Origin of the sequence: Rhizobium sp. RAF56 (assembly GCF_052113965.1) — a bacterium.
Taxonomy (GTDB): domain Bacteria; phylum Pseudomonadota; class Alphaproteobacteria; order Rhizobiales; family Rhizobiaceae; genus Rhizobium.
On record NZ_JBFRDU010000035.1, the window covers coordinates 14,441 to 30,969 of the forward strand.

The 16,529-nt window shown below is 61.3% G+C and carries 17 protein-coding genes and 1 tRNA gene; 3 read left to right on the forward strand and 15 right to left on the reverse strand.

Annotated features, from left to right (window positions below; genetic code table 11):
- Positions 1-101 precede the first annotated feature (101 nt).
- From AB4048_RS23100 to AB4048_RS23140, 9 genes are all read right to left on the reverse strand, one after another.
- Positions 102-440 carry a hypothetical protein gene (locus tag AB4048_RS23100; RefSeq protein ID WP_442204332.1) on the reverse strand — a complete coding sequence of 113 codons (339 nt, stop codon included), beginning with the start codon at positions 438-440 and terminating at the stop codon, positions 102-104.
- Complete coding sequence (locus AB4048_RS23105; RefSeq protein WP_442204333.1) at positions 440-949, reverse strand: hypothetical protein; 510 nt, start codon at positions 947-949, stop codon at positions 440-442. The genes AB4048_RS23100 and AB4048_RS23105 overlap by 1 nt, the downstream gene beginning before the upstream one ends.
- A 55-nt stretch (positions 950-1,004) precedes the next feature.
- A complete protein-coding gene (locus tag AB4048_RS23110; RefSeq protein WP_442204334.1) occupies positions 1,005-1,460 on the reverse strand; it encodes a hypothetical protein in 456 nt (151 codons plus the stop codon).
- Between the two features lie 101 nt (positions 1,461-1,561).
- Positions 1,562-2,482, reverse strand: coding sequence for a hypothetical protein (locus AB4048_RS23115; protein ID WP_442204335.1), 921 nt, complete (start codon positions 2,480-2,482; stop codon positions 1,562-1,564).
- Positions 2,483-2,658: 176 nt separating this feature from the next.
- Positions 2,659-3,162, reverse strand: a complete 504-nt coding sequence (locus AB4048_RS23120) for a hypothetical protein (protein WP_442204336.1) — start codon at positions 3,160-3,162, stop codon at positions 2,659-2,661.
- 63 nt (positions 3,163-3,225) lie between these two features.
- Positions 3,226-3,828, reverse strand: a complete 603-nt coding sequence (locus tag AB4048_RS23125) for a hypothetical protein (protein WP_442204337.1) — start codon at positions 3,826-3,828, stop codon at positions 3,226-3,228.
- 158 nt (positions 3,829-3,986) lie between these two features.
- Positions 3,987-4,958, reverse strand: coding sequence for a hypothetical protein (locus AB4048_RS23130; protein ID WP_442204338.1), 972 nt, complete (start codon positions 4,956-4,958; stop codon positions 3,987-3,989).
- Between the two features lie 12 nt (positions 4,959-4,970).
- On the reverse strand, positions 4,971-5,381 hold the full coding sequence (locus AB4048_RS23135; RefSeq protein WP_442204339.1) for a Rap1a/Tai family immunity protein: 411 nt from the start codon (positions 5,379-5,381) through the stop codon (positions 4,971-4,973).
- Positions 5,382-6,039: 658 nt separating this feature from the next.
- Positions 6,040-6,116: transfer RNA gene (locus tag AB4048_RS23140), tRNA-Pro, on the reverse strand.
- 479 nt (positions 6,117-6,595) lie between these two features.
- On the opposite strand from AB4048_RS23140, the gene AB4048_RS23145 reads away from it, so the two are divergent.
- Together AB4048_RS23145 and AB4048_RS23150 are read left to right on the forward strand one after the other, a co-directional pair.
- Positions 6,596-6,808, forward strand: a complete 213-nt coding sequence (locus AB4048_RS23145; protein WP_442204340.1) for a hypothetical protein — start codon at positions 6,596-6,598, stop codon at positions 6,806-6,808.
- A gap of 213 nt (positions 6,809-7,021) precedes the next feature.
- A complete protein-coding gene (locus tag AB4048_RS23150) occupies positions 7,022-8,038 on the forward strand; it encodes an extracellular catalytic domain type 1 short-chain-length polyhydroxyalkanoate depolymerase (protein ID WP_442204341.1) in 1,017 nt (338 codons plus the stop codon).
- 12 nt (positions 8,039-8,050) lie between these two features.
- Here AB4048_RS23150 and AB4048_RS23155 read toward each other — a convergent pair whose 3' ends face one another.
- The 6 genes from AB4048_RS23155 to AB4048_RS23180 form a co-directional block, all read right to left on the reverse strand.
- Entirely contained in the window at positions 8,051-8,338 is a 288-nt protein-coding gene (locus AB4048_RS23155) for a helix-turn-helix domain-containing protein (protein WP_442204342.1), read from the reverse strand.
- On the reverse strand, positions 8,335-9,525 hold the full coding sequence (locus tag AB4048_RS23160) for a glycosyltransferase family 4 protein (RefSeq protein ID WP_442204343.1): 1,191 nt from the start codon (positions 9,523-9,525) through the stop codon (positions 8,335-8,337). Before AB4048_RS23160 ends, AB4048_RS23155 begins: the two co-directional genes overlap by 4 nt.
- Positions 9,522-10,757, reverse strand: coding sequence for an O-antigen ligase family protein (locus AB4048_RS23165; protein WP_442204344.1), 1,236 nt, complete (start codon positions 10,755-10,757; stop codon positions 9,522-9,524). The genes AB4048_RS23160 and AB4048_RS23165 overlap by 4 nt, the downstream gene beginning before the upstream one ends.
- Positions 10,754-12,313: an undecaprenyl-phosphate glucose phosphotransferase gene (locus AB4048_RS23170; protein WP_442204345.1), complete on the reverse strand. Its 1,560-nt coding sequence runs from the start codon at positions 12,311-12,313 to the stop codon at positions 10,754-10,756. The genes AB4048_RS23165 and AB4048_RS23170 overlap by 4 nt, the downstream gene beginning before the upstream one ends.
- Positions 12,314-12,391: 78 nt before the next feature.
- Positions 12,392-13,543: a glycosyltransferase family 4 protein gene (locus AB4048_RS23175; protein WP_442204346.1), complete on the reverse strand. Its 1,152-nt coding sequence runs from the start codon at positions 13,541-13,543 to the stop codon at positions 12,392-12,394.
- Between the two features lie 6 nt (positions 13,544-13,549).
- Complete coding sequence (locus tag AB4048_RS23180; RefSeq protein ID WP_442204347.1) at positions 13,550-14,125, reverse strand: polysaccharide biosynthesis/export family protein; 576 nt, start codon at positions 14,123-14,125, stop codon at positions 13,550-13,552.
- Positions 14,126-14,316: 191 nt separating this feature from the next.
- Here AB4048_RS23180 and AB4048_RS23185 point away from each other — a divergent pair, with 191 nt between their 5' ends.
- On the forward strand, positions 14,317-16,503 hold the full coding sequence (locus tag AB4048_RS23185) for a GumC family protein (RefSeq protein WP_442204348.1): 2,187 nt from the start codon (positions 14,317-14,319) through the stop codon (positions 16,501-16,503).
- Positions 16,504-16,529: the final 26 nt, after the last annotated feature.

Below are 16,529 nucleotides of genomic sequence, written 5' to 3' on the forward strand. Positions count from 1 at the left end.
TGCGCAGCTTAGTTCATTGCTTCTAAAGGGGATTTTCAAGCGAAATTTGACCGGATGAATAAGAACGAGGTTCTTATTCATCCGCGAATTAGTCGTGATGTCTAATTCGCCCTGCGCATAGATGGAGCGGATGTAGTCGCCAGCAGCTGCAGCTCCAGCGTTTGAGCGCGACGATCAGTCTCCACCAGTTCGTCAAATGTGTCGTCGATTAAGTCCTTGGCATCGCTCAATTCTTCCTGCAGCGACAGGTTCAAATCCACGAAGGTCGCGACGCATTCGTCTTGCGCTTGGATCGAGGCGAGCCCGGTTTCGATCAGATGATCGAGGCTGGCCCGCGTGCTCGCGAGTTCGCTTTCGAGTTCGGCGATGCGTTGGTCCTTGGTGACGATCGCTGTTTCGAGGCCAGTAATCTGATCTTCAAGGGTCATCGCCGTCTCCATCACGCAGCCCGCTCGGACGCCGAATATTGGTTCCAGCCGCTGATTTGACCGTGAACATTGAGCAGGAAATTCGCCAGGTTGATCGACACCGCCGTGCGATCGCTGCTGATATCGCAAACGAACCCATGCGGGTCAGTTCGCAGCAGCGCGGAGATCAATCGCAAAACATCGTATGCGGAAACGCCCTGCGGAAAGTTGCCCGTAAATCGAACTTGAAAAAGCGGCGGAGGCGACGGTGCCGGCGACACTGACTTCTGCGACCATTGGCGCGGTTTTCGCCAGCAATCGACGATCAGATCGAGCTGCGGCGAACCGCTCGAACCGAGGATCACGTCGCTTTCGCGCATGCGAACATACGGATCTGGTACGGCTCCGGATGATGTCGTCAACGGCACGCCTGGTTGCATCGCACCTGGCGGGATCGGTGTCCACGGTGGCGCGTCGCTGTCGAGCGGCAGCGGTGATTTTCGGGTTGGTAACCGGCGGTATTGGCTAAGGGCCTGGCTCATCCGGTGAGTATATCCCGGAATGAGATGGCGGGCGAGATGCGGGCGGTCGAGCGGTTTACGAGAGTGGGCTCATGCCGCCCTCGCGCAGAAACTTGGCATACGCGCGAGAGCGGATGATCTGTTGTTGTTTCTCGATGCCGGCGTCGAGCGCGCGCAAGATGGGTTCGCAGTCGATGAGATCGCGCCAGGGAACGTTTTGTTGCATGCAGGCGTCGACGGCCGCGGTCAGCTCCTCGAACGCGCTGGCGAGCCCGCGTGCAAGCTCGACGAATTCGGGTTTGCGGACGATGACTTTCGCGTCGACCCGGCCTCCGAGCAGGCCGGCAGAGGCAGGAGGGGCGACGGCAGCGGTGAACGCGGCGATCGCTTCGTGCGCCGCCCGGCATTCATGTGCATAGGTCGCGACTTCGCGGCGCAGCGGAAAATACGGATCGCCGTCATTGTCGATCGCGAGCCGCACCCACCATGCTTCAATCGTCGGGGGAATGCGGGCAGCGCGATCTTTCAGCATGAGATTTCCCCCAGAAATTATTCCGCCTTGCCGGGCGGGCTTGTTGGTTTTGGCTGGATGAAGACGACAGTTATGAACTCGGGCGCGGAGCGCGACAAGGGTCACCGCCCGTGCCAGCGCCCGTTCCACCATCTCGGCCGCGGCCTTGCCAGCAGCCAGCGCAGTCGCGGCGGTGGTGCGGAGTGGATCGGGTCGGCGCCGTCGGGCAATGTCGTCTCGTGCAGGATCGCCGCGTCCGCCATCCGTATGGCTTCCTTCAAAGACCGGAATTGCGGCGTTTGATCCGGATCGTCAATATCGACGAGGTCGAGTGTTTCCTCCTCGGTGCGGACCACGAACCAATCCCCCGGACCGGTCTGCTCGCGCAGCACCAGCCACGGGAAACGCTCCGTCGCGCGGCTGGCGCGCATGACCTTGACGGTGGCTCCCAACTCCACGGAAAAACGCTCGGCGCTGTTGTCGTCGCCAGCCTGCGCCCACCCCGTCGCCACGGTGTTGAACTGCAACAGGTTCGATATCGCCGACAGGCGGACGTACCGCCCCTCGGGGCTCGGCCACGCCGCTACAACCTCCGGGTCATCGTCGGGCTCCGGCAAAGGCGACGGCGGGAAGTAGACGATTTCGCAAAGCACCGGATGCCAGCGCAGGAAGCTGGACTGCACAGGCACGCCCGGCGCGATCTCGATCGCCGGGAAGCTGGCGATGGCCTCCGGCGGCAATGATCCGCCACGGATCAGGTTCGCCACCGCCCAAAGCTGCGCAGGTTGGTCGTCATCTGCAGTGGGCATGAACTGTTTTGCGGCGGAGGGCGGCAGCATGGCCAGCACGGTTGCCGGAAGGGTTGGGGAAGTGTCGGACGAGGAGCGGCCGGCCAACGCCGGAGCCGCACCTGACATGCTCGCGGTGACCTCGCGTTCAAGCACGACGCGGGTGCGAGCGCTCATCCGGGGCTTGGTGGCTTTCGGGCGGGTCTGGATGGATTTGGGCACGGGGATATCCGAAAAAGTTGAGGTGCTGGCCAAGATACTCCCCACGGGGCCAGCGAGCTAGGAAGATTGAGTGGGACGATTGGCTGATTGCCGGCCTCCGCTATTCGAACTGGCCGCCTGGATCGCTCCTCGCGTGCGGCATCAATCTATAGCTTTCCAGGCCCGCCATTTCGCGGAAGTAACTTTCTGCTGTTCAATCTACAACGTTTTTACGGCCGCTCTTCATCCCGCTTGGCCTTTTCCCTTTCGATCTTCTGGTGGACGATGAACTGCAATTCCCACTCCTTGAGCAATTCCTCGTGGATCGGCGGCGCGCCACGAGGGAAGAATTCCTCGCTTATTTTGTCATACTGGAACTTATGGAAGACCCAGGGGACAATCACGAACAGAGCCCCGAAAATGAACCACCCGATCGAATGCGCCGGCTGGATGCCGTAGTGGTTCACGTAGAGCACTGCGGCACCGACCAGGCTTCCCACCAAAGCCTTACTGAAGGCATTTTCCTGCTTAAGGTCGTAATTTTCGATCTCAAGCCGGGAGAGGATCATCTGAGCAGTACGGGGTATGTCGTCGTAGTCAGGAGCCGGATGTCGTTTCTGCATCCTGAACGCGTCGAGCTGCCGCTTTTCAGCCTCGGTCAGATTGCCACTGTAGCCTGGCGCTCTGTACCAAGGCAGCTTTTCGGCGGTGTTCTTCCTGCGTCGCCACCACATTGCGCTACCCCCAGCCCGATGCCAGCTTCTCGCGCATCTCTACTGTTTTCACCGCCGTAACACTCACTGGAGGCATGTGTTAGCGATCGCCTCAGTTTTCTGCCGCAGGTCGTTCAAAGCGCTCGGGTCCAACTCGCTTCCCAATTGCTTGTACGTTGTGATATCAGCCATTTTTCCGGCAACGCAGCCGCAATAGGCGTTGATCTGTTCCTGCGTGACAGCTTGGTTGAGCGAGGCTTGTTTCTGGACGCAAGAACGTTGCACGCCGGTTACGAACGTCGTCCTGGCCTCTCCACTGATCACTTCTGCGCGAGAGAAATAATACTCCCCGCAGACGAAGAGAGCCGCGAGAATTCCTACAAAGAGCGCAATGAATATCAGCGCACCCCGAACGGGACTTGCACTCGATGCCGATTGCCGTCGGTTAAACAGATTTCGGACCAGGGCAATAAAAACAAAAATCAGTGGCGCGGCAAGGATTTGACCTAGCAAGGCACCGATTGTCCCCCCGGTGGGGGTGTGTGCATAGTCCGCAAGGTCATATCCCCGTCCATTCAAAATCTGGAGCAACAAGGTAACGCCACTTAAGACAAGGCCGATATTAGCGCTTTTCCAAAGGCTCCATTTCTTGCCAACCTGGCGTTCACTCGTCGTTTCCTCGGCCACAGAATTCCCCCCGAATATGCCCTGATCTTCGCCGATGGTTGCACACGTATTACGTTACGTAAACCTGCTTCTCAGCGCGTAACCGGTTTGTCGATCCGAACCTTCAGAGAGGGGTGAAACGTGTTTTGCTGCGGCGATCTTCGGCCTGTGTCGTGGCGCTATCCAAGCGGGTCGCCTTCTGTCCATGTGTCGACCTTGTGAACGTGCGCATCCCAGAACACCGACAAGGCATTGACGTCCGAGGGCGACAGCCACTGCGCGTCGAGATTTTCGAACTGGTCGAACTGCGGGCTGGGGAACAAGCCGCTAGAGCCTTCGTACAAAATCGGCCCGCAGATCGCGGCCGCGGCGCGGCAGATCCCCTCGTGGCATTGCGCCAGCTTATCAAGGGAGAAGCCATGCTGGCCGTCCAGAAGCGTACCGCGGGAATGTTGGTCGGCGGCATGAGCGACGAACTTATTGCCAAACGCGACTATGTCGGACCAACCACTACCGGCCAGCAATGCCTCTGTCTTTTCGAAGACTTCTTCCCGGATGAGATCGCCCCGTGAACGGTGCTCGCGCGAGACGCCAGACAGTTTGTCGAAGCGCTCGTGAACCCTCTGCGACGTCGACCATGCCTCCGGCCCGGTGGAAGCCAGCCATTCCGAATGGACATCACCCTTTTTGATCAGCTTCTCGACGTAGGCACGCTCGCCGGGCTCGGGATCGTACGGCAGGCCGTCATACGCCACGTAATGCTCGCGGGTCAGTAGGTGCCGGTGCGCCCGGATGTCATCGAACACACGGCGCAACGAGACAATCTGCTTGTTGCGATCTTTGGACGCCTTCTCCATGAGCTTGCGGATCGACAACGTCTGCGTCGCGACGAAGCCCTGGTCGATGAATTGAGCGATCGCCCCGTTCAGCGCCGCGGACTTGTAACCGCCCACCTGTGAGAGCCGCCGCGTCTCGTTGATCGCGCGGAAAACGGCATCGCTCCAGAGCATAGCGGTGATTTGCCGCATGACGGACTGATCGTCGTCCCTCAATAGGTGCAGCCATTCGGAGCGCCTGCCGCGGTACTTATCGAGGCAAGCCTTGTCTGCAACCTGACAATCTTCAATGTGGTAGTGGTAGTGGTAGGCCATGCAAGCTCACAATCATTTGCATGGGAACTTGTCGGCGAATGCTTGGCGCACCAGGGCATAGCCCGTCTTGCTGATGCGAAGTTCCGGATTGCTGTCGAGAAAATTGGCGACGGCCACCACGAGCTCGTAGGTGCCGGCGTTATCCGCAATGCAGGCTTTTGGGAGATATTCCGTGACCACCGGGTGATCGCCCTCCGCCTGCAGCGCCTCGGCGATCCCCTTGACGTAGCCATAGCATTCCGCTCCCTCCTTGGTCAGCGGGGCATGGGACTTGTCAGCCTCAAGGAACGCGTCGCAATCTTCCGTAAGGTAATAACCGAAAGTCAAAATCCTTGCTTGCGCGTGCGTCGGCAACAGGAGCGGGAGGATGGCCAGGACCACGGATACCGAGATCCTCGGGAACGTCGGCAGGATCTTTCGCATGGCTTCTCCTTGTCATCGGCTGCAGGGGAACGTGTCGATAAAGGCGGCTTGCCCCCCTCTGCGGACGATGGTGGCATGCACCGTGCGTAACGTAAAGCGGGGCAAATTTTTCGGATTTTAGTTGGGATTTTTTCGCTGCGGAGGGCTGGGTACGGGGTCGGCTGCTTGTTGACGCAATTTACGAGGGAATTGAATTTTTTCTATTCCAAGAGGGATGCATGGCGGCCAAACGCCGTGCGGCAGGGGTAGGGGACTGTTGGCCAGGTCATGCGCCCCTGGCGGCCTCGCGTAATGTGCAGATAAGGTCTCGCTCCCCCGCACCACAACAGCGTCAACAGTTGCCCGGCTTCGCGCACTGATTCCCTATCGCTTGCCAACATGAAGACCCACAACAGCGTCATCCGCGATAACAGCTTGGTTTTTCAAGGGTGCTTCACAACGCCGGCAGCTGCGACACCAGCGTCAGCTCCCGAGCGAAATCCGCACAGCTGCGACCACGATCGAGAATCACAGCGGTGCGATCACAGCTGGCTGTTACTCCCGAGTAGTTCATATCCATGGATATTGCTGGGAAAATGATCTTTTCGTTTTTGCTTCCCATGCGCTTACCAGCTCTGGGGCGCTGGTAAGCAGAAACGACCTAAGTCGTTGAATTTATTGGTCGGGGCGACTGGATTCGAACCAGCGACCCCTTGACCCCCAGTCAAGTGCGCTACCGGGCTGCGCTACGCCCCGACCTGCCGAAACGGCTTGGTTCCTTTATGATTTCGGCCATGCCGACGCAAGCGGAAAATGCTGAAGCGACCAATAAAAATAGTGCTGGAGCAGTGAACGTTCTTGCGCGCGAACCGGATTTTCTCGCGGTATGAGAGCCGCCTGCAATCGCCTTTCCGCGCGGCGCGGAGGTGCCGTGATCCTTGTTGCCAAGCCGAAAATCGAGGCGCATACTCCGCCTCCGTTGGCTAGGAGCTGGGCGCCAGCGAAAGCATGAGCCGCGTCTTCGCGCTTGCGAAGCCTCACCGGCAACCGGTGCTTTTCATGCCGTCACGACAGCGCCGCGCGTCATCTATGGCGCGCAATGGGCATTGGATCACTTCGAAGCTTGTGCATGATCCTTCATTGGATCGTTTCCGATTAAAGAGGCATGCGCCGGATCAGCGCGATTTCCATTGCGGAGCTTTCGGCTGCGGAGAAAACCTTTTTGGAGAATGCGAATGCTGAAATCGTCTATTCATCCGCAAGACCTGCCGCTGTTTTCGGATGATCTGGATATTATGGACAAGGTGCTCGACGCGGCCTGCGAGGATCGTGGCATCCCGCGGCGCAGCCGGGAGGCCGAGCGTCTAGGCGCGGTAATCATTCAGCTCTACCGCCAAGGCGTGAAAGAAGACTCCAAACTTCTGGCGTTTGCGAAGGCCTATCTTTGATTTCATCAAGACAAGTTTTACGGCTCCGGCGATTGCCGCTGATGTCGCCGATGTAGCTTCACCCACATAAATCGCGTCCAGAACCTGTGCACAACACATCTCCGCCCTATTATTGCTGCGGTGCACAATTATCCCTTCCAGATCAGTTCACGGGTTGGAGCGCAGGTGAACGAAATCGCGGCGCCGCCGCGGTAGAGACAGGACGTTGCTTATATGTCAGTGAAATTTCCGCGGCAGCTGCGTCGGCTTTTCAACGCGCCGACATCGTTCCAACAGCTTGTCTCTCCCGGTCAGAAGCCCACCCTTGGTCGACAAAAACCGAAAGGCCGTTCTCGCACCGCGTTACCGCGATTGGACGAGGTCACGGGGTTCGGCAAAAATCCCGGCGGTCTCAAGATGCTCGAGTACGTCCCGAAGGGCCGGGAGGGAAAAATGCCGCTTGTCGTGGTGTTACATGGCTGCTCGCAGGATGCGCGCGATTTCGATCGGGGCAGCGGGTGGACGGAGCTCGCGCGCAAGCACGGCTTCGCGGTTCTCTACCCCGAACAGACCCGTCTCAATAATTCCAACCTCTGCTTCAACTGGTTTCGGCCGAGCCTGGTGAAGCGGGATCGGGGGGAGGTCGGCTCGGTCCGCGAGATGATCGCCTCCGTTGCTGCTCGGCATGCCATCGACGAGAAGCGGGTCTTCGTCATGGGTCTTTCGGCGGGCGGCGCCATGGCGTCCGCATTGCTTGCGACCTACCCCGAGCTTTTTGCCGGCGGCGCCATCGTCGGCGGCCTGCCGTTCGGTGCCGCCCGCGATGCCATGGGCGCGCTCTCCGCAATGCAGAGCGCGCCGGCGCGCTCGCCGGACGAATGGGCGGATCTGGTGCGGGAGGTCTCTCCCGATGCCCGACGGTTTCCCTCCATATCGATCTGGCATGGGACGGCAGACCGTGTCGTCTCGTTCAGCAATGCGGAGGCGTCCCTATCGCAATGGCTGGCGCTGCACGGTCGCGACCCGGCGAAAGAAACATCGACACCGTTTGATGGAGGCAGCCGCCGGCGTTGGTCGAGCAAGGCGGGAGGGACCGTCGAACTCGTAGCACTTGACGATTTTGGCCACGGCGTTCCCGTGGGATCCCGTGCCTCAGGAAAAGGGGGCGCAGCCGGCCAGAACGTCATGCTGCCGTCCCAGCTGTCGCTTGTCGACAGCCTGGTCGAGACCTGGAAACTCCACAAGCGCTGAATTGAGTGGCGCTCAGTCGTCGTTGGTGGCGTTGAGATTTTCGGGACGAATGCCGCCGTCCTCTTCCCAGGACTTCAGCCGGATGCCGGGTCCTCCGGCTTCCTTGCTGCCGCTGGCGAGAAACAATACGCCGCGCGCTTCAAGTTCGGCGCGCAGGGCCGACAGCGCCTTGGGGTCGGCCGAGCCGTCCTTCTCGAGGGCTTCGATATTGGAAGGCGGCAGCTTGACGGCCGCTGCCAGTTCTTCGAGGGAAAGCCCGATCAGCGCGCGGGCGGCACGGATTTGCGCAGGTGTGATCATGCCGTCAATCTTAGGGCTGTTTCCGCCTCGTGCAAGGGGGCGGGGACGCTGCGTCCGAGCACGTCGAAATAGACCTGTTCGGTCTCGTCGGCCATGCGCTCCAGCGTGAAGCGGCCGCGGCGACGTTCCGCCATCCGGGTGGCGTGCTGCAACGTCTCGCGGTCCGCGAGCAGCGCCATGGCATCGGCCAGCCTTTCAGGATTATCGACGTTATCGACGAGAAGCCCATTCTCCCCGGCGTCGATCACCGCGCGGACACCGCCGACGTTCGTCGCTATCAGCGGCTTGCCGGCCGCCGCCGCCTCCAGCACCACATAGGACATGGCGTCGTAACGGCTGGGAACGACGACCACGTCAAAGGCGTCGATGGCCGCTGGGCCGGGAATGCTTTCCCCAAGTAAGGCGCGGCCTTCCAGAGAGCACTCGCCGATGCGGGTGCGGATCTCAGATGCGAGTTCGCCGGAGCCGATCATCAACAGCCGGGCGGCGGGCTCACGCGTCGCGACCCGTGCAAAGGCATCAATCAGCCGCTCCGGCGCCTTTTGATGGGCGAGCCGTCCAACAAAACCGAAGAGGACCGCGTCGGCGGGAATGCCGAACCGGGTGCGGATGGCGGCGCGGTGGCCGCCTCGCGGCGGCTCGACGCCGTTGACAACCACGCGCAGACGTTCCTCGGGAATGCCAAGCGACCGCGCATGGTCGCGCTCGTCGCCGGAGACACAGATCACCCGGTCGGAGAAACATCTCCCTAGCATCCGCTCGATGCCGCCGAATATCAGCCGGCCCGTGAGGCCGAGGGTCGGATCCATGGTGCGAAAGGCATGCGGGGTGTAGACCACAGGTGTTAGCCGACCCGGAAGGCCGAGCCGCGTCAGCGCGCCCGCTTTGGAGCTATGGCCGTGGATGATGTCGAACGGACCGTTAACGCGTGCGATTTCCCGGATCTGCCGCCATGCGGAGATGTCGGAAAGATGGGGGGCGCGACGCATGGCGACGGCGTGGACGGCTTTAAGTCCGAGATCCATCAACTCCGCAACGAAAGCCTCCTCGGCACGGATCGGCGAATAGATGGCGGTAACAGCATGGCCGCGGTCTTGCATCGCGCGGCAGAGGTCGAGGAAATGCCGTCCCGACCCGCCGCCGCTCGGTTCCAGCACCTGCAACAACGATAGAGGCGCGCCGCTCATGCGCCTGCTCTCAAGCGGGCGGACCGGCGATGCTCCAGGGCGCCGCAGCCCCAGACGATGCCGATCAGCATGTAGAGATGGCGCCAGTGGTCGGTGTCGATGACGTTGCCGATGCCGACATGGCCGAGAATGGTGATCCAGGCGACCAGGAGAAACGGCTGCCAGGGCCGATCCTTCAGCACGTTTCGAAAGCCGATATAGATCGTCCAGACGATCACGCTGACCCAGCAGAAGAAGCCGAGCCAGCCATAGGTGGTCAGCGACTTCAGCCAGATATTGTGTTCGTCTTCGCGAAACAGGGTGCTGAAGACCAGCGGCCCGATCCCGAGCGGCCGTTCCATCGACAGCATGAAGCCCAGCCGGTGGCGCTCGAAGCGGCCGAGGTGACCGCCGTCGTAGTCCTGCACCAGTTGGGTGCGGGTGGAGAACAGATCGCTCACCTGGTGGAACTGCAGCGCCACGATCAGCCCGACGAAGGCAAGGATGACTGCAGCCAGCGAAAGCGCCATGATGCGCAGGCGGAACGCATTGCTGCGATGCTTGAGCAGCATGAAGAAGACAAGAGCAATGGCGGAAAAGGCAAAGAGAGCCCAGGCGGCGCGCGAGAACGACAGAAAGATCCCGAACAGCAGAATGGCAAGACCCGCCGCCCTCAGCGGCGCTTTGCGGAAGTTCCCGATCAGGCTGCCGTGCAGGAGGAAGAGGGCCGGGGCCACGAGGTAGGGCCCGAACACGTTGGGGTCCTGAAAGACGCCCATCGCCCGATCGTAGCGGGTGAAGGCCTCGGCGCCGGGAAAGGCGTGGAAATAGCCGAGAATGCCGAGACTTGCGGTGATGATCGCGGCAATCACCCAGGCATTGAAGATGAGGGTCAGCCGCTTCTCGTTGTCCCCGATGATCGCGGCATAGAACACGGCGCTGAGCGCGAGGAAGGTGGAAACCGCGCTGTAGATCGGCCCGTCGGCAAGATCGCGCATCTGCGTCAGGGACAGCATGCCGCCGACGTTGAAGGTCACGAAGAGGACGAGCAGAGGGGCGACGCTGCGGGAGATCTTCAGGCCGAGAACGAACCAGACACCGATCAGGAGCGCCAACCATAGCTCGTAAGGAGCCGGCTCATCGATGACGAAGCCCGAGAGGAAAACGCCGAGCGCAATGCACCCGGTGCCGATCAGCCTGAGCGTCGCAAGCTGCGGCTGCGCTACGCGCGAAACGTCTGCGGCGGCGGTCAATACGCGTTTTCCATGTTGAAGAGGCGAAACGGGGTGAGGAAAAGGATCTTCAGATCGAAGAACAGAGACCAGTTCTCGATGTAGTAAAGATCGTAGGCGGTGCGGAACCGGATCTTGTCGTCGTGGTCGATTTCGCCGCGCCAACCGTTGATCTGCGCCCAGCCGGTGATGCCGGGCTTGACCCGGTGGCGGGCGAAATAGCCTTCGACCACCTCGCTATAGGCGCGGTCGCGCGTCTGGGCGAGAAGGGCATGCGGGCGCGGACCTACGAGGGAGAGGTTGCCAAGGAGCACGTTGAAGAGCTGCGGCAGTTCGTCGATCGACGACTTGCGCAGAAACCGCCCGACCGGCGTCACGCGAGGGTCGTTTTTGGTAACGGCGTTGCGGGCTGTCGGGTCGCCGAGATGCGTATACATCGAGCGGAACTTGAAGATATCGATGGTCTCGTTGTTGAAGCCGTGACGCGCCTGCATGAAGAGCACCGGCCCCTTCGACGTCGCCTTGACGGCGATCGCGGCTGCCAGCATCACCGGCCACAAAAGGGCAAGCGCGAGCAGGCTGAAGACGATGTCGAGGGCGCGCTTGGCGACCATGTCCCAGTCGCGGATCGGCTTGTTGAAGATATCCAGCATCGGTACGGCACCGACATGCGAATAGGCACGCGGACGGAAACGCAACTTGTTGGCGTGGGCGGCAAGCCGGATATCGACCGGGAGAACCCACAGCATTTTCAACAGTTCGAGAATGCGGTCTTCCGCGCTCATCGGCAGTGCGATGATCAGCATGTCGACGCGCGTCAGCCGCGCGAATTCCACCAACTCGCCAAAGGTGCCGAGCTTCGGATAGCCAGCCACGACGACAGGCGAACGCTGGATGCCGCGATCGTCGAAGATGCCGCAGATGCGAATGTCGTTGTCGGGCTGGTTTTCGAGCGCGCGAACGAGTTCCCTGGCGGAATCGCCACCGCCGACGATGACGGCCCGGCGCTCCATAACGCCGTTGCGTGCCCAGTTGCGGATGCAGATGGCGAAGAGCAGGCGCCCGATCGTGAGGAAGCCTGCGCCGGCGAGAAACCAGGAGGCGAGGACGCCAAGAGGAAAGATCCGCGGTGCTTCGAAGAACCTGTCGAGCAGCAGCATGAGAAGAAAGGGCGTCGACCAGGCGGCGATAACGCGGGGCAAAAGCCGCACACGGCTCCTGAGCGCGCGCACCTGATAGCTGTCGGAAAGCTGCAGCGCGAGGATGGCGAGCACCGACACGCCGGTCGCAGCAGTGGCTCGCGTTGCCAGGGAAAGATCGGTCTCTCCGCCGAAATAGAACACGGCAAAGGCAATGACGATCAGCCAGAGAAGTTCGAAAATCCGGAATTGGCCGATGATGATCGTAGGCGTTAGATTGTCGCTGCGAAGCTGGTCGGCGACGCGACGCGCCAGCGGGCTGACGGCGCCTTGCTGCCCAGGCTGGACCTGCTCTGTTCTGCCGGTCCTTCGGACCGCGACTGCCTGCCTGCGAAATTCGTCGAGATCGAGGGGCTCGCGCCTCTTGCTATTCGTCATGATACTTTCTGCCCAGCCTTTGCAGGCAGAACGTACAAAAGTGATCACTAAAGTTCGTTTAGGCAGGTCGCTCGCATTTTAGCGGTCGCTCGAAAATCCGAGTGCTTCCCTGTATAATTTCAAGACATCGGCAGCCATGACCGAGCTCGAAAAGACTGCGCGGACTGTTTCCGGCTTCGGCATGGTGCGTTCGCGCCAGTGTGGCTCGGTGATTGCGGCCGCCATGACGCGGGAGAGATCGTCGGGGTCGTTGGCCGCCACGAGCGCTGCGCTGTCATATCCGAGAATTTCTGGGATTCCGCCGATGCGGGAGGCGATGACAGCCTTTCGTGCCGCGACCGCCTCGATCACGATGTAGGGCATGGATTCGGCGCGGGACGGCACGACGACATTCTGCGACATTGCAAACGCATCCTCGATGCGCATGGCGGGCAGCATGCCGATCCGGTTTCCGAGGCCGCGCTCGACCATCATGCGGCGATAGCGCACTTTCTCGGGCCCATCGCCGATCATCAGCGCCGACAGCGGCCTGCCGACTCTGCGCTCGGTCCTTGCGAAGGCATCGACAAATAGATCGGGACCCTTCAGGTCTCTCAGCATGCCGATAAAGACGAAATGGACACTGTCCGAGCGCACCGGGATCGGCGCGAACTCTTCATCGTCTATGCCGTTGTAGATCAGCCGCGCCTTGATCCGGGGGATACCAACCTTGCGGACATAACTTTGCCGCTCGTAGTCGCAGATGAAGATCAATGCGTCGGTGAAATATTCCTGCATCCGCTCCATCGAAAGAATGGCGCGCCCGTGCGGCGAACGGCGGGAAAAATGCAGGCTGCCGCCATGGGCGGTGTAGACGCGGGCTACGCTATACCTGTTGACCCGCAAGGCTGAGCCGATGACGCGCGCCAGCACGCCGCCCTTGGCGCCGTGCCCATGCAGCACGTCCGGCCGCAAGCTCTTGATCTTTTTGTAGCTTTCCCAGAGGGCTCCGAAGTCGCCCAGGTGGATGGAGCGACGAATGGGGATGCGCGTCAGGCCGAGGGAAAGATAGGGCTGGATTTCGTCGAACAGACGGTCCTCGTGCTCTCCCCCGGTCGAGCTGTCGCAAAGGATGCCGACCTCGTGGCCGGCCTCGCTATGCTCGCGCGCAAGGTCGCGGGCATGGCGGAAAATGCCCCCGACCGGTGAGCGGAAGCAATGGAGGATGCGGAGCGGCCTGACTATGTCCATGGGCGATCAGAACAGTCGTTCGCGGACATAGACAGTGTCGCCGGCGAGCACCGGCGCTGAAATCTTCAGCCGTCCCGTCAGGACCTGGCCGTTGATCTTGCGGGTGATGTCGGCGTCGCCCTGGTAGGCGCGGCTCGTGAAACCGCCGGCAACGGCAATGGCGTTCTGCACCGTCATGCCCGGCACGTAGGAATATTGGCCGGGCTGGCCGACTTCGCCCATGATGTAGACGGAGCGATAGCGGTCGACATCGATGGTAACGTCGGGATCACGCACGTAACCTTGCTTCAGTTTCTGGGCGATATCGCCCGAAAGCTGCTGCGGCGTACGCCCGCGCGCGGCCACCTGGCCGATCAGCGGGAAGGATATGTAGCCGGCCTGGTCGACGGAGTAGGTATTCGAAAGCCCTTCTTGATCGAAGACCGTGATTCGCAGGCGATCGCCACTGTCCAGCATGTAGGGCTGTATCGTCGCCTGATTGAACGCCTTCGGTGCCGGCTGATAGGTCGCGCACGCGCTCAAGGCACAGGCCAGGGCGGCCGCGCCGAGTGCCGGGATCATCTTTGACTTTGCGAAGGGCATCCGCAGCTCACATCGGAGAAAATGTCGAAACAGTGTCATCGTTATCGATCCGTTAGGGTTAACGGCCGGTAAAGACGGGACGGAATTCGACAAGGCGCGGGCCGCAGCGAAATGGCTGGCGGGGAGGCGCTTAACGCTTGGGTTACCGTGGTCGTTTACGTTGCCCACCAAACTATTGTGCGGAGTGCGGTATGTCCGGCGTAAACAGCCATCAGCAGGATGTGGATATCGATCTTAGGCAGCTCGTCGGCGCCGTCTGGCAGCGTCGCCGCCGTGTCCTGGGGATCACGCTGACCGTCGCCGCCTTCGCCTTCGTGGCCGCCAAGATCATATCGCCGGAATATCGCAGCGAGGCGCGGCTGCTGATCGAGCCGCGCGCGCCTGCCTTTGCAACGGCGACCAGGGAAGGCGGCGATCCCAATGCCGGAGCGCTGCTCGATGAACTGAATATCGCGAGCCAGGTCCAGATCCTTCAATCGGCGGATCTGATCAAGCAGGTGATCACCGATCTCAAGCTCTACGACAGGCCTGAGTTCGTCGCGGCGTCGAGAAGCTCGGCGCTCTCCAACATCCTCAGCCTCCTGCATTTGAGCAAGGGAGGGGCAGGCAAGGCGCCCGAGGAGCGTATGCTCGACGCTTTCACGGATCGGCTGCAAGTCTACCAGGTCAACAGCTCGCGCGTCATCGGCATTAGCTTCACCTCGCGCGACGCAGTGCTGGCGGCGCGTGTGCCGAACGCCATGGCCGCCGTCTATCTCTCGGTCGAGAGCGGCGCGAAGCTCGATTCCAACTCCGAGGCAAAGCAATGGCTCGAGCCGGAGATCGCCAAACTGCGAGACAAGGTCTCGGACGCTGAAAAGAAGGTCGCCCAATATCGCTCCGCCAACGGTCTCTTGCAGACGAGCGAGACCAGTACCTTCGCCACGCAGCAACTGGCGGACATTTCCACGCAGCTCGCCCAGGTTCGCGCCGAAAAGGCCAATGCGACGGCAAGAGCCCAGGCGGTGCGAGGCGCATTGTCGTCCGGCCTCCCGACCACGACGCTTGCGGATGTGGCGGCCTCGCAGACGATGCAACGGTTGGGCGCCACCGAGTCCAGTCTTGAGTCGCAGATTTCCGATCTCTCGACGACGCTCATGAACGGTCACCCGCGGCTGAGGAGCCTGCGCGCACAGCTTGCCGACATCCGCCAGCAGATCGAACGCGAAACGCGAAAGCTCCTTTCGGGCATCGAAAACGAGGCCAAGGTCGCCGAGTTGCGGGAACAGCAACTGCTGCAGCAATCGAACGCCTTGAAGGCCGACAGCGCCCGCGCCGGAGAGGATCAGGTGGGCCTCAACGCATTGGAGCGCGAAGCGACGGCCCAGCGCCAGCTGCTGGAGACCTATCTGGCGCGTTATCGCGAAGCAGCGTCACGGACCGACAAAAGCTCGAGCCCGGCCGACGCGCGCGTCGTTTCCAACGCGGTGGAGCCGAGCGATCCCTATTTCCCGAAAGCCGTGCCGATCGTCATTGTCGCCGCTCTCGCGTCCTTCCTCCTGACGTCGATCGTGATCATGCTCGCGGAACTCTTCAGCGGCCGCGCGCTGAAGCCGGTGCGCACGCAGGAGGGGGCGTTTGTCCGGCGGGTAGCTGCCGCCGCGCACGCTGTCCCCGAAGCATCGAGCACCGCAAACGCAGACCGGATTCCGGCAAGCCTCCTCATGGTGGCACCCGATGAGGCGCTGGCGCGCGAGATGGAAGAAAGCGTCGAGCTTGATGCGGAGGCCGACAGTGGGGAGGTCGAGGATTTCTCCATTCAGACCGTCGCGGACTATCTCGTCGAGCGGAATGCGCAGATCGCCGTTGCCTTGTCTCCGCATGGTGACGTCGGTTCGACGGAAACGGTGATGCTGGCGCGAACGCTTGCCGACCGGGGCCGTCGTGTGGTTCTCGTCGATATGACCGGCTCGGCCTGCCCGTCGCGGCTGATGGCGGAACGGCCGGGGCTCCCCGGGGTTACCGATCTTCTCTGCGGCGTGGCGGCGTTTGCCGACACCATTCATCCGGACCGTCTGTCGGATGCGCATCTCGTGCCGCAGGGGGCGAGCGATATGCGCCAGGCCATGCGTGGTGCCGACCGGCTTTCGATGATTTTGGACGGGCTTTCGTCGGCCTATGATTTGGTTTTGGTCGAATGTGGTGCGGCCGACGTGGAGGGCGTTGCGCGGCTCACCCGCGCCAAGGATGTCGAGATCATTCTCTCGATGCCCGAGCCGGATGAGCACCAGTTCCTGGCCGCTATGGAGGCATTCCAGAAGGCCGGATATGAGCATCTGATCCTCATGTCTGGCTGGCGTGGAGAGCGCATGCCGCATTCCGACCGGGATGCCGCCTGACCCAGTTGACCTGATGTCGTCCGAAA

Excerpts from the sequence above, each read along its gene's own strand:
- AB4048_RS23105 (WP_442204333.1), bottom strand. The coding sequence starts at position 949 with ATGAGCCAGGCCCTTAGCCAATACCGCCGGTTACCAACCCGAAAATCA.
- AB4048_RS23145 (WP_442204340.1), top strand. The coding sequence starts at position 6,596 with ATGCTGAAATCGTCTATTCATCCGCAAGACCTGCCGCTGTTTTCGGAT.
- AB4048_RS23180 (WP_442204347.1), bottom strand. The coding sequence starts at position 14,125 with ATGCCCTTCGCAAAGTCAAAGATGATCCCGGCACTCGGCGCGGCCGCC.
- AB4048_RS23110 (WP_442204334.1), bottom strand. The coding sequence starts at position 1,460 with ATGCTGAAAGATCGCGCTGCCCGCATTCCCCCGACGATTGAAGCATGG.
- AB4048_RS23135 (WP_442204339.1), bottom strand. The coding sequence starts at position 5,381 with ATGCGAAAGATCCTGCCGACGTTCCCGAGGATCTCGGTATCCGTGGTC.
- AB4048_RS23160 (WP_442204343.1), bottom strand. The coding sequence starts at position 9,525 with ATGAGCGGCGCGCCTCTATCGTTGTTGCAGGTGCTGGAACCGAGCGGC.
- AB4048_RS23155 (WP_442204342.1), bottom strand. The coding sequence starts at position 8,338 with ATGATCACACCTGCGCAAATCCGTGCCGCCCGCGCGCTGATCGGGCTT.
- AB4048_RS23130 (WP_442204338.1), bottom strand. The coding sequence starts at position 4,958 with ATGGCCTACCACTACCACTACCACATTGAAGATTGTCAGGTTGCAGAC.
- AB4048_RS23150 (WP_442204341.1), top strand. The coding sequence starts at position 7,022 with ATGTCAGTGAAATTTCCGCGGCAGCTGCGTCGGCTTTTCAACGCGCCG.
- AB4048_RS23120 (WP_442204336.1), bottom strand. The coding sequence starts at position 3,162 with ATGTGGTGGCGACGCAGGAAGAACACCGCCGAAAAGCTGCCTTGGTAC.
- AB4048_RS23185 (WP_442204348.1), top strand. The coding sequence starts at position 14,317 with ATGTCCGGCGTAAACAGCCATCAGCAGGATGTGGATATCGATCTTAGG.
- AB4048_RS23175 (WP_442204346.1), bottom strand. The coding sequence starts at position 13,543 with ATGGACATAGTCAGGCCGCTCCGCATCCTCCATTGCTTCCGCTCACCG.
- AB4048_RS23170 (WP_442204345.1), bottom strand. The coding sequence starts at position 12,313 with ATGACGAATAGCAAGAGGCGCGAGCCCCTCGATCTCGACGAATTTCGC.
- AB4048_RS23100 (WP_442204332.1), bottom strand. The coding sequence starts at position 440 with ATGGAGACGGCGATGACCCTTGAAGATCAGATTACTGGCCTCGAAACA.